The 12,400-nt window shown below is 49.1% G+C and carries 11 protein-coding genes, 1 tRNA gene and 1 riboswitch; of the genes, 5 read left to right on the forward strand and 7 right to left on the reverse strand.

Translation table 11 applies throughout. The features are described from left to right. Window positions 1–33: 33 nt before the first annotated feature. Complete coding sequence (locus H6G45_RS12150; protein WP_190598685.1) at window positions 34–711, reverse strand: CatA-like O-acetyltransferase; 678 nt, start codon at window positions 709–711, stop codon at window positions 34–36. A 60-nt stretch (window positions 712–771) separates the two neighbouring features. Beyond that, complete coding sequence (locus H6G45_RS12155; RefSeq protein ID WP_190598686.1) at window positions 772–1,404, reverse strand: FHA domain-containing protein; 633 nt, start codon at window positions 1,402–1,404, stop codon at window positions 772–774. A 212-nt stretch (window positions 1,405–1,616) separates the two neighbouring features. Here H6G45_RS12155 and minC point away from each other — a divergent pair, with 212 nt between their 5' ends. The 5 genes from minC (at window position 1,617) to ppk1 (ending at window position 6,364) form a co-directional block, all read left to right on the forward strand. Next, window positions 1,617–2,360: a septum site-determining protein MinC gene (gene minC, locus H6G45_RS12160; protein ID WP_190598687.1), complete on the forward strand. Its 744-nt coding sequence runs from the start codon at window positions 1,617–1,619 to the stop codon at window positions 2,358–2,360. Between the two features lie 65 nt (window positions 2,361–2,425). Further along, window positions 2,426–3,226, forward strand: a complete 801-nt coding sequence (minD, locus tag H6G45_RS12165; protein ID WP_190598688.1) for a septum site-determining protein MinD — start codon at window positions 2,426–2,428, stop codon at window positions 3,224–3,226. 57 nt (window positions 3,227–3,283) lie between these two features. Further along, the gene (gene minE, locus H6G45_RS12170) at window positions 3,284–3,577 is read left to right on the forward strand and encodes a cell division topological specificity factor MinE (RefSeq protein WP_190598689.1); all 294 of its coding nucleotides are present in this window, start codon (window positions 3,284–3,286) and stop codon (window positions 3,575–3,577) included. Between the two features lie 9 nt (window positions 3,578–3,586). Continuing rightward, complete coding sequence (locus H6G45_RS12175; RefSeq protein ID WP_199309736.1) at window positions 3,587–3,799, forward strand: hypothetical protein; 213 nt, start codon at window positions 3,587–3,589, stop codon at window positions 3,797–3,799. 384 nt (window positions 3,800–4,183) lie between these two features. Continuing rightward, window positions 4,184–6,364: a polyphosphate kinase 1 gene (gene ppk1, locus H6G45_RS12180; protein ID WP_190598690.1), complete on the forward strand. Its 2,181-nt coding sequence runs from the start codon at window positions 4,184–4,186 to the stop codon at window positions 6,362–6,364. A 6-nt stretch (window positions 6,365–6,370) separates the two neighbouring features. Here ppk1 and H6G45_RS12185 read toward each other — a convergent pair whose 3' ends face one another. The 5 genes from H6G45_RS12185 to H6G45_RS12210 form a co-directional block, all read right to left on the reverse strand. Beyond that, window positions 6,371–7,855, reverse strand: a complete 1,485-nt coding sequence (locus H6G45_RS12185) for a serine hydrolase (RefSeq protein ID WP_190598691.1) — start codon at window positions 7,853–7,855, stop codon at window positions 6,371–6,373. 170 nt (window positions 7,856–8,025) lie between these two features. After that, on the reverse strand, window positions 8,026–8,772 hold the full coding sequence (locus H6G45_RS12190) for a TrmJ/YjtD family RNA methyltransferase (RefSeq protein ID WP_190598692.1): 747 nt from the start codon (window positions 8,770–8,772) through the stop codon (window positions 8,026–8,028). Window positions 8,773–8,938: 166 nt separating this feature from the next. Then, window positions 8,939–9,895, reverse strand: a complete 957-nt coding sequence (locus tag H6G45_RS12195; RefSeq protein WP_190598693.1) for a YihY/virulence factor BrkB family protein — start codon at window positions 9,893–9,895, stop codon at window positions 8,939–8,941. A gap of 190 nt (window positions 9,896–10,085) precedes the next feature. Further along, window positions 10,086–11,465 (reverse strand): phosphomethylpyrimidine synthase, encoded by a 1,380-nt coding sequence (thiC, locus tag H6G45_RS12200; protein WP_190598694.1) that lies wholly within the window; start codon window positions 11,463–11,465, stop codon window positions 10,086–10,088. 7 nt (window positions 11,466–11,472) lie between these two features. Next, window positions 11,473–11,568: riboswitch (TPP riboswitch) on the reverse strand. Window positions 11,569–12,184: 616 nt separating this feature from the next. Continuing rightward, window positions 12,185–12,256, reverse strand: a tRNA-Asn gene (locus H6G45_RS12210). Between the last annotated feature and the right edge of the window lie 144 nt (window positions 12,257–12,400).

Raw genomic sequence — 12,400 nt, forward strand, 5'->3', positions numbered from 1 at the left:
ATTTGAGACAGTTTAAGGTTTGGATTAGATAGGTTAAATGAAGCGAGCTTGAAATTGATTGATGGCCTGGTCCAGTACCAAGGGATCCGTATTGGCGTGGTGGATTTTAAAACAAAGAGGAATAAATAACCGCTCATTGTGCTGATAGCGTTGCCCGAAGTAAAGCCAGGGTTGCCCTTGGATTGTTTCCCGGCGATAGTGCACGCTCAAGGCCGTAAATCTCAAGTTGGGCAAGTTGCCAAAAATACAAGCTAAACAAAAGGTGTCATATTCAGCCCGCTGGTAATACCCAGCCCGAATTTGGGCTAATTTTTCACTATAAAGTTCGCTAAACTCCTTGTAATTAAGTTGCACTACATTTTCCAGCAACATTTCCGAAAAGCGTTGTTTGCCCCCGATCGCCACGCTGACCATGGCCGGCGGATTATCGAGCACATACCATTGTTGGTTGTCATAGCGGAGCCGAAATTCCCAATGGTTTTGCAAACACTGCATCCAATGCCAGAGGAGAAAGGCAAAAAAACTGCCCCTGCCGCTCTTGTGCCGCTGGTAAACCCCATAGGCATTGGTCACATCCAACTGTAGGGTCAAGTCAATATAGGGAATTTGCAATAGGTGATCGTCGGTGAAAAAATCTAAAGACCAATCGAGATAACCTTCCCTTTCCTCGGGAGTTAAAAGACGAGGCTGATAGCGAACGGGAATTTCCATGCGCCTAGCGGATTGCGATTTTAATGGTGGATTTAATTCCTGAAAAAAGTTGGGTACAACCTAATGCAACTGGAAGATAAACGTGACCAAATCCCCTTTGCCCAAAGAAAGGCGATCGCCGGGGCGGAGTAAATGACGATTGCCAGGGGGGAGGGCTGTGTGGTTGACGTAGGTGCCATTGGCACTGCCCACATCTTCCAGGAAATACTCATTATCTTCCAGACGGATATCGGCATGGACCCTAGACACCACATCGGAATTAGCAAAACCCGATACATCAATATCTGGCGGCACCTTATCGTTGGGTTTTCCCACGTGGATAACAGCCATGCCCACAGGAATTTCCAACGTGGTTTGGGTCTGCACATGGACAAGGGAAGCACCCTGGGGTTGGAGTTGGGTGCCCACGGGGAATGGGGCTGGCGTGGAAGAAACTTCGGGAATGGCCGGAATGGGTTCGCTATTTTCCGGAGCCACGGCGATCGGGGTGGGGGTCTCTTCCTCCTCCGGGGCAGTTACCGCCAATTGCTGGGGGTCAATAGTCTGTCCACAGTTGCCGCAAAAGGTAGCATCACTTTGCACGGGGCTACCACAATGGGGGCAAGGCATCAGGGTGGGCAAGGGCGTAAAGCAGGCCTCACACTGGATGGCCCCTTCTGGATTGGTGTGGTTACAGGTGGGACAGACAGCCATAGATAATTGGGGATTAATGATTAGATGCCAAAGCAAGGTATGGCAGGATTCTCTATCAATCCTAGCGAAAAAGTTGTATTTCCCATCGTTCTTGCTCCCGGTGAACAAAACCGCCACTATAGTCTGAATTGCCCCCGTGGGGGGAGGACGGTCGGGGAAAGTGAAGTGCTAAGGTAAAGGGCGATCCTACGGTGAAATTCTGAGTTTTTTTGATGAGTGACGACACCCCCCACCCTGAGTGGCAATTAGCTCCCCAGGAAAACCTTATCCGATTATCCCTGACCCTACCGACGGTAACGACGGCCCCCGACTCCCCCAGCCTGGTGTTTTCCCATCAACAACTGCAACAAAGTTTGACCAATTATCTGCGTATTATGGCGGGGCGGTGGCAAGACCAGACCTTGGTGCGGTTGGCGGTGAATAATCAACTGTTGGACACCAGACAACTCCAGGCGATCGCCGCCGGTCTGAAGGAACAGAACCTGACGTTGCAATGGGTAGAAACCAACCGTCGTCAAACCGCTGTGGCCGCCGCTAGTGCGGGCCTTTCCGTGGATCAAACCATGGCCGACAAGCCCCTGGTAGACCCATCTGAGGTTCCCTTGCCTCCCAAACCTTTGGTGGTGCGCCATACTCTCCGTTCTGGGGGGGAAATTCGCCACAGTGGAGATGTAGTCATTATCGGTGACGTTAACCCTGGCAGTAGCATTGTGGCCGACGGTGACATCCTTATCTGGGGCTGTTTGCGGGGTATGGCTCATGCTGGTGCGAAAGGCAATGACCAGGCTGTTATTATGATCCTGCGGTTGGCCGCCTGTCAGATCCGCATTGGCGATCGCCTAGCTAGGGTGGGGGCCGATGCCGTTGATCGTCGCGAGCCCGAAATCGCTTATATTACTTCAGAAGGTATCCGTCTGACCCCGGTGCGTCAGTTTCAGCGTTCTGCCCTTTTCTAAAACCTTTACCCCTTGCCCACTAACAGTTTCGAGTCCAAGTTATCACCGCACGTTATCAGCCAACTATGAATCGGATTATTGTTGTCACTTCGGGCAAAGGTGGAGTCGGAAAAACCACCACCACCGCCAATTTGGGAGCGGCCCTAGCTCGATTGGGAAAAAAAGTTGTCCTGATTGATGCGGACTTTGGCCTGCGAAATCTGGATTTATTGCTGGGGTTAGAACAACGCATTGTTTACACCGCCATCGACGTTTTAGCCGATGAATGTACCATCGATAAAGCCCTGGTAAAAGATAAACGTCTGCCCAATTTAGTCCTCCTCCCCGCCGCCCAAAACCGGTCGAAGGATGCGATCAACGCCGAACAAATGCAGTCCCTGGTGGAACAACTCAAGGACAAATTTGACTACATCATCATCGACTGTCCCGCTGGCATTGAAGCTGGTTTTCGCAATGCGGTGGCTCCAGCCCAGGAGGCAATCATCGTCACTACTCCAGAAATGTCGGCGGTGCGGGATGCGGACCGGGTAATCGGTCTTTTGGAAGCGGAGGACATTGGCAAAATTAGTTTGATTGTCAACCGCCTGCGGCCAGAAATGGTACAAATCAATCAAATGATCAGTGTGGAGGATATCTTAGACCTGCTAGCAGTGCCCCTTATCGGTATTCTGCCGGACGATCAAAAAATTATTATTTCCACCAACAAAGGGGAACCTTTAGTAATGGAAGAAAAGCTATCTGTGCCAGGGCTAGCATTCCAAAATATTGCCCGCCGCCTAGAAGGCCAAGACATTCCCTTTCTGGATTTCATGGCCGCCCACAATAGCTTACTCAACCGTATCCGCCGTCGTCTCTTGGGGGGTTAATCCCATGGATTTGCCCTTTTTCCGTTATGACCCAACAGCCAGTGAGCGAAAACCAGCATGATTTTGGAATTGATTGAAAGGCTCTTTAGCCGGAGTGGCAAAAATAGCGGCGAAGATGCCCGTCGGAGGCTCAAACTGGTCATCGCCAATGATCGATCGGGACTCAGTCCAGAAATGATGGAGGAAATGCGACGGGAAATTGTGGAAGTGGTAAGTCGCTATGTGGAAATTGACCCTGGGGAGATGGAGTTTTCCTTGGAAAGTGACCAACGGATGACCGCTTTAATTGCCAATTTGCCGGTGCGTCGGGTGCGTCGAACCAAGGCCCGGTCAGAAGCCCAGGAAGGATAGGGGTTAGTCTTGCTAAATATTGATGCCCTAACAGCCTTGACCAATTTACCCATTGCCACCCAGGTTATTATTCTTGGCACTGCCCATTGCTTACTGGGGCTCACCGCCACGGCGATCGCCTATGGGAAAGGCCGCAATTTCCGTCGTTGGCTGGCGATCGGTTTAATTGGGGGTACTCCCGCTTTGGTAGCAGCTATTTTGCTCAAGAAGGTTTCAAGATAATTTTTCCCAATTCATCAAAGTAAAATAGTTATTAAGGGTAGAGTAACTTCCGAACTTAATGTAGAAAAATCTCCTTGGACAATAACTGCAATAAACTTTTCTAAGGCGATTTTTTACTAGATTAGAACCTTCATTTTTCCGAGATTTATGCTAGCGAATGTAACCGGAGGTCGTAGGAGTGCTATTCCAAGAGCGATGGCCATGGCATTTATTGGTATTTTGTAACTAATTCATCCCCGGCTAAGCCTACGCCGATATTGGTAAAAACTGTGAGTGCATTTCTGCTGACCTTAAACTGGCCATAATTTTCACCAGGTTAAGCTGGGGTAAGATCAACCTGATTGTCCCCATTGTCTTCTCCCCTGCCATTGGCATCTTGTCCCCATGATCCAAGCTATGCCCTCTGTCCCCACCGTTAACTTTAAAGATCCTGATTACTATTTCAATCGGGAATTAAGTTGGTTAGCCTTTAATCAACGGGTGCTCCATGAAGGTTTGGACGACCGCACTCCCCTGTTGGAACGGCTTAAGTTTTTGGCGATTTTTTGCTCCAACTTGGACGAATTTTTTATGGTGAGGGTGGCGGGGCTCAAGCAACAGGTAGAAGCGAATGTCACTAAGTTGACGGCGGATGGTCGTACCCCTTCTCAACAGCTGAAGGAAATTAGCAAAAGTCTGCGACCCTTGGTGTATCAGCAAAACCAGGTCTTTGAATATGTGCTCAAGGAAAAATTGACCGAGGAGGGGATTTTTCTCAATGATTATGTGGACCTCAGTCAGGAAGAACGGCATTATCTGCACCGGTTTTACGATGACCATATTTTCCCGGTTTTAACCCCCTTGGCGGTGGACCCCAGCCATCCTTTTCCCTACATTTCCAACCTCAGTCTCAATCTAGGCGTGGTGGTACGGGATCCCGACACGGACGAAGAATTATTTGCCCGGGTGAAAGTGCCCCCCACTCTGCCCCGCTTTGTGGCCCTGCCGGAGGATGTGTGCCAGCCCGATCCGAACAAGCCATGGATCTGGACTGGTGTGCCCCTGGAGCAAGTCATTGCCCACAATTTGGCTTCCCTTTTCCCCGGTATGATCATCCAGGAGTGTCATTTGTTTCGGGTGACCCGTAACGCTGATATTGCAGTGGAAGAAGATGAGGCTGACGATCTACTCTTGGCGATCGAAGAGGAATTACGGAAACGTAGGGTGGGTAAATCCGCTGTGCGCCTGGAAATTAATGCTTCGACTCCCAAAAATATTCGCGATCGCCTGATGACGGACTTGGGGCTAGAGGAAATTGACGTTTATGACATTGACGGCCTGTTGGGATTAAAGGATCTGTTCTTTTTCCTTTCTCTGCCGGCTCCCCATCTCAAGGATGAACCCTGGGCTTCCGTGATCCCTCCTCGCTTGAAAAATGTCTATGAATTGGTCGACGGAGATGAAAATGGCCGAGTCCAGCAGGAAGGGGTAGATATTTTCAGCCTGATTCGCCAGGGGGACATTTTAGTTCACCATCCCTATCAATCCTTCAGCGCTTCGGTGCAACAATTTATTACCCAAGCGGCCTACGATCCCCATGTATTGACCATTAAAATGACCCTGTACCGCACTTCGGGAGATTCTCCCATTGTTAATGCTCTCATTGCAGCGGCGGAAAATGGCAAACAGGTGGCGGTGTTGGTGGAACTAAAGGCCCGCTTTGACGAAGAAAATAACATTAACTGGGCCAGAAAATTAGAACAGTACGGTGTCCATGTGGTTTATGGATTGGTGGGGCTAAAAACCCATACCAAAACAGTACTAGTAGTGCGCCAAGAAGGCCCCGATATCCGTCGTTATGTTCACATTGGTACTGGTAATTACAATCCCAAAACCGCTAAGCTCTACACCGATTTGGGGCTCATTACCTGTCGTCCAGAATTGGGCAATGACCTGACCAATTTGTTTAATTTTCTGACTGGCTACTCCCGCCAAAAGGATTACCAAAAACTACTGGTGGCCCCGGTCAATATGCGGGAAAGAATGGTGGCCATGATTGAGCGGGAAGCAGACCACTGTCTAAATGGGGGCACTGGTCGCATTGTGGCCAAAATGAATTCCCTGGTGGATACCCAGATTATCCGTGCCCTCTACGCCGCTTCCCAGGCCGGGGTGCAGATTGATCTAATTGTGCGGGGCATTTGTTGCCTGCGGCCAGGGGTGGAAAATGTCAGTGAAAATATTCGGGTAATCAGTGTGATTGGTCGTTTGTTGGAGCACTCCCGCATTTTCTATTTCCACAATGGCGGTGAAGAAGAAATTTACATTGGTAGTGCTGATTGGATGAGTCGTAATCTAACTCGACGGGTGGAGGCGGTGGTGCCCGTGGAACAGCTGGATCTCAAACAGGAATTACAGTCTATTTTGGGCATTCTTTTGGCCGATAATCGCCAAGCTTGGGAGCTACAACCCGATGGCACCTACGTCCAGCGTCGTCCCGCTTCCCCGGAACAAAGTCAGAGTGCCCAGGCAATTTTCACGGCCCAGGCGATCGCCGAAAGTACGGAAGACCCAGAAATACGTTAGGGATGATTAATTGCTCTGAGCCGCCGGGGCCCCTGAGGGAGTTTCTTTCTTAGCGGGGGGCTGGCTGGGGTTAGCTGGAGGGGTAATGCCCTTGTAATGCTGGTAAGCGGTGCGGGAAATATCTTGAATTAGTGAACGTCCCGCCACATCGTTATGGGGTCGGGTGGCCAACACTGCTCCCACATAGCGTTTGCCATTGGGCATATCCACTATGCCCGCATCCCCGATGACTGTGCCAATGTCGCCGGTTTTATGGGCAATTTGGGCGTTTGGTTCTAACCCCTGGGGCAACAGGGTGCGGGTTTTGGTCTGTTGCATGATATTCAACAGGCGATCGCGGGATTTGAGGGATAACAATTCCCCTCCCTGTAGCTTGACCAACAATAGGGCTAAATTCTGGGGACTAGTGGTGTTGGTGCCTTCCAAATCCGGCAAGTAATTATTAATTTTCGTTTGGGACATCTGCCACGCCTGGAAGCGTTGATTGAGGAATTCCTTACCCCCCAGCCGTTTGATCAACATGTTGGTGGCGGTGTTATCGCTGATGACAATCATTTTGGTCACCACTTCCAAGGCCGGATAGCTGGAGCGTTTGCCCACGTCGTATTGCATGGTGCCCGCTTCCCCCACAATCACATCTTCCGTAAGGGGCAGTTCTTCATGGAGTTGGATTTTGCCCTGGTCCACCGCTTCAAAAAAGGCGATCGCCACGGGAATTTTAATGGTGCTGGCGGCGGGTAGTTGGGTGTCTCCTTTAGCATTGGCGAATTGGCCATTATCTACATCTATGAAGTAGGAGTAGGAGTTGATTGCTGGAGCTTTGGAGGTACCCAGGGCAGTTAACTTCTGGGTTAACGCTTGATCCTCTTGGATGGGCTTAACTTGGTTGGAGTCCGCCGTGGGGGCACTAGCCGTAGTTGTTTCCTGGTTTTCGGCTGTTTCCGGCGTGGCCGTTGCTGGAGTTCCCCGCAATTTATCGGTTTCTGTAGTAACCCAACCCGCAATGGAAGCTAGCACCTTTTGGGGATAAATAGCCGGCTGGTCCGCCTGGGCCTGATGGGGATCCTTCGCTGTGGCCAAGGGGGCGTCATCCTGGTCTCCCTGGATAAATTTGGTGGGGCTAAAGGTGGTAATGGCCGTACCGGCGATCGCCCCGATGCCAATGCCGACAATGCCAAGACGAACAGACGTCAACAAACTCTTTTGCCACCAACTGAGGGGTTTACTCGGTTTACGGGGCCGGGGGCTGACATTTTTGCCCTTGCCCACGGATTTCACCTCGGTGGAGCTGACCACCTTCAGGGGGTTGACCTTGGTTTCCCCTGACTTTGGGCTTGATTGTTTCTGATCTGTTTCTATGGAAGCATCGGCCTGTTCCCCAACCTCCGGAACGGTGGCGCCGATGGGGGGAGTGGATGTACCGGAGATAACCCGGAGATTACGGCGTTGGGCGCGGCGAGACTTAGGACGGCGGGGCATAGAAGTAATCATGGTGAGGCTGGAGGGGCATTAACCCAGAGGAGGATCGGTCATTAAGGGGGGAGCGGCCTTTCCATTAGTTCAACACTCTAAAACGAAGCACCCATACAGGACAAGAACTTGGCAAAAGTTTATTGGCCAGGCCATCACAATCCCCCCTTTGGTTGCTCGGGATGACTAATTTAAAGTTTAATTTGTTGCGCTAGCCAATCAATTTGTCCCAAAATTCCCCGCAATAGGGCCACTTCTTCGCTGTTTAGTGCGGCTCGCTGATAAATTCTGCGTAATTTCGCCATTTTGCTAGGGGCGGTGTGGGGATATAAAACTTGGATATTGAGCAAAGTTTTCTCCAAGTGCTGACAGTAACTATCCAATTGACCGTTGGTGGCTAAGGTCACCATTGACCCATCTTCCTGGCGATCGCCTGGGGCTTGATTGTCTGTCCCCATGGCCAGGTTAGCTTGGTACAGCTCATAAGTACAGACCATCACCGCTTGGGAAAGGTTCAAGGAAGGATATTGGGGATGGACGGGGATACGGACAAAACGGTGGGCTTGGTTGAGTTCTTCATTACTGAGGCCACTGTCTTCCCGGCCAAACACGAGGGCACTTTTTAGGTTTGGCGCCAGCAACCAAGGCAATGCTTGGCGGGGGGGTTCCATGGGAGATTGCAAAATTCGCTCCCGGGCACTGGTGGCAATGATGCGCTGACGATCGCCTAGGGCTGTGGCCAAATCATCCACCACCCTCGCTTGGGCTAGAACTTCTTTGGCATGGACTGCCATGGTTTGGGCCTCAACACTCTGATAATCGCAACGGGGATTGACTAAAATTAATTCCCCTAAACCCATATTCTTCATAGCCCTGGCGATCGCCCCTAAATTTCTTTCTCCCTGGGGCTCCACCACCACAATGGCAATATTTTCCAAATTAGTATCCTCCAAAAGTTTTAGATGAAGTTTTAAATTCGCGGGCGACAATGGTGGAAATTTTCAATACACTCTACAAATATCGATAAAATTACGCCTCAATTCTTCGTTCACTTGATCCATATTTGAGACTTTGACAAAAAGTGAAAAATGTATTCATCCAGTCCTAAAATGGCTTTTCCTTCTGGTGGCGACTACCAAAAATATAGGTAAATACAAAGGTAAATTCACAACCAATAAAAAATACTTGAAAAATCAAATAAATCCACAGCAACAATACCATTACATTGCCCACCACACCGTAGGCCTGCAAATTTTCTCCAATGCGAATGATGCCACTACCAACCGCATTTTGTAAAACCATCATGGCAGCAGCAGTCAAAATTGCTCCAGGAAAAATATCCCACCATTGCAGACGAGTCGGAGGCAAAACTTTAAACAACGTGATAATAACTGCGGTAATAACAAAATAGGAAATGCCAGTCTGGAGGGTAGTAATTAACGCCAAGCTATCAAAGGTAATCCAAGGAATGGATTGTTCAAACTCTCCTAAAACAGTCAGAATAATTTTGGCAGCCAGGTTAGCAAATATGGACAATAAAAACACCATCACCGTGCTTAACACCAGCAAGAAAGCCAGGATCTTATTTCTAATAAAATTAAAAGCATGTTGTTTAACCCCGGCATTTTCCTTGGGTCGATGAACCACAGCCCAGATTTTACTAACACTTTGATTAAGGGCATCAAAAATCCGGCTAGAAGTTAGCACTAAGATACCAAAGCCGATGATCCCAGCACTAAAGCTACTTTGATTAAGATTGGTCAATGCCTGCTGAAAAACCGTAAAAGGTTGTTCTGGCAAAATATTTTGGGCAAAGCTAATTAGTTGCAAATAATAGTTTGATTCTGATCCCAACAACCTACCAGCAATACTCAACATGACGAGGCAGATGGGGAAAAGGGAAAACAGGGCATAGTAGGCTAAGGCGGCCCCCATGTCCATGCAATTATCCTTTTGCCATTTCAGAAATGTTTGTAATATCAACTGACTGATGCGGGCTGGTAAAATCACAGTCCGAAAAAAGTTAATTAACCGCTTCAGTTGGGCGTAATTATTCCCCATCAATCAGATAAAAATGAAAAAATTACCAAGGTGGACCCAAATCGGTCTGATTTCCAGTATCTCCCCAATGGGAAGATACACTGACCCAAACTGTATCGAAATCGCTCGAGTTGGAGGAAATTTTTAGACCGGATTTGGCCCACCTCTACCTAGGATAGTTAATTATCCTCGGTAGGGGAAAAACCCATGGTTACCGCTGGGCCACCACTTCCTTGTCCTTAGCAAGAAACTGCTCTAGGTCTTCCAGCATTTCCGCATCAACTTTGGTTTGCATGGGGCAGAATTTGGGCCCACACATGGAGCAAAATTCAGCGGTTTTGTAAATGTCTGCCGGTAGGGTTTCGTCGTGGTACTCCTTGGCCCGTTCCGGGTCTAGGGCTAACTCAAACTGGCGATTCCAGTCAAAGTTGTAGCGAGCCTTGGAAAGCTCATCATCTCGGTCCCTGGCCCCTGGGCGATGGCGGGCAATGTCGGCGGCGTGGGCAGCAATTTTATAGGCAATCAAACCGTTGCGGACATCTTCGGCATTGGGTAAACCTAAGTGTTCTTTGGGGGTGACGTAACACAACATAGCAGTACCATGCCAACCGGCGATCGCCGCTCCGATGGCGGAGGTAATGTGGTCGTAACCGGGGGCAATGTCCGTCACTAAGGGACCCAAGACATAGAATGGTGCTTCACTGCACTCTTCCATTTGCTTTTTAACGTTGAACTCAATTTGGTCGATGGGGACATGGCCGGGGCCTTCCACCATGACCTGCACGTCATGCTCCCAAGCCCGTCGGGTCAATTGGCCCAAGGTTTTTAGTTCAGACAATTGGGCGTCATCGGAAGCATCATGGGTACAACCGGGGCGTAGAGAATCCCCCAAACTGAAGGAAACATCATACTTTTTGAAGATTTCGATAATTTCGTCAAAGTGGGTATAGAGGGGATTTTGCTTGTGGTGGTGCAACATCCATTTGGCTATAATGCCTCCCCCCCGGGAAACAATGCCAGTAATGCGAGACTTCACTAGGGGTAAATACTCGATCAGTAATCCCGCATGGATGGTCATGTAATCCACCCCCTGCTGGGCATGCTTTTCGATGATGTGGAGAAAGTCATCGGGGGTCAGATTTTCAATGCTACCGTGGACACTCTCCAGAGCTTGGTAAATGGGTACGGTACCAATGGGGACGGGGGAAGCATTGATGATGGCCGTACGAATCACATCTAAGTCACCGCCGCCGGTGGATAGATCCATTACCGTATCAGCACCATACTTGACTGATAGCAGTAATTTTTCCACTTCCTCATCAATGTTGGAAGAGTTGGGGGAAGCACCAATGTTGGCGTTAACTTTACATTTGGAAGCAATGCCGATCGCCATCGGCTCCAGATTGGTGTGGTTGATGTTGGCGGGGATAATCATACGTCCCCGGGCCACTTCGTCTTTAATCAACTCAACGGGCAGATTCTCTCGCTTCGCCACATAATCCATTTCCTCGGTGATCACCCCTTTGCGGGCATAATGCATCTGGGAAACATTGGTTTGTCCCTGGCGCTTAGCAACCCAAGCAGTTCGCATACAAATTTCCTCGAATGGTGAGCTTCCCTCCGCTGGTATTACCCAGTCTCAGGTTCTAAGGGTTTTTCTCAGCCTAGCCATCTAGACACCCCTAGCTATGGCAAATTTTAGCATCATTTTTTGAGGGACTAGAAGGGAACGTCCTCACTTAACCAACAAAAACAGCAGATTACACGAGAGTGTCAAGTGGATAATGATATGAGAGCATAGAGAATGTTGGCTAATGAGATTTTGAAAAGTTGTTACGCAACTGGCGGCTTTCATTACTTTCTTGAAACTCTCTAATATTTTTTGCGTTTCTTGCTCTTTTTGTCGTCGGAGTAGTTCCCTATAGGCCGACCTATTGTTTAAATGAGAACTGCCAGCTTTTCTACTTTTGCTAGAAGCAGTCTGAGTTACATAATTGATGCCTGTACCAGGAATGCTGTAAGTGCCGCGAACTCCCCTCTCGCTTATATTAGCTGTCGATCCTCTACCCTCGATGGACAAGCTAGTTCCACTTTTGTCTAGATTTAACCTAATGCCAGGCACTATTTTGATCGACTTTCTGAACCTGAATCCCATTTAGCTCTACCATCCAACTAAAAGCCAGAATGGCTCGATTCTAGTCTACTGCAGGACCAAAGAACAACATTCAGGAAACGGCTCCAAATGCTAATTACCACCCAACACAGTCGGGGCAATTTTTAATATTATTGTATAGAGTATGCACCAAAGAACTCCCCGGGTAGGATTCGAACCTACGACCAATCGGTTAACAGCCGACCGCTCTACCACTGAGCTACCGAGGATTGACTCAACGATTCAACATCATAGCAACTACAAGTTCGTTTACACAAGCCCCTTTTTAAAAAAATCTCAAATTTCTGGGCAGGCTCCCAGCTTGAGTCCAATTTGTCTCAATCGCCCTATGGCAGGGGGCCAATGTTGACCGC

Origin of the sequence: Synechocystis sp. FACHB-383, from assembly GCF_014698605.1 — a bacterium.
In the GTDB taxonomy this organism is placed as follows: Bacteria; Cyanobacteriota; Cyanobacteriia; order Cyanobacteriales; family Microcystaceae; genus Synechocystis; species Synechocystis salina.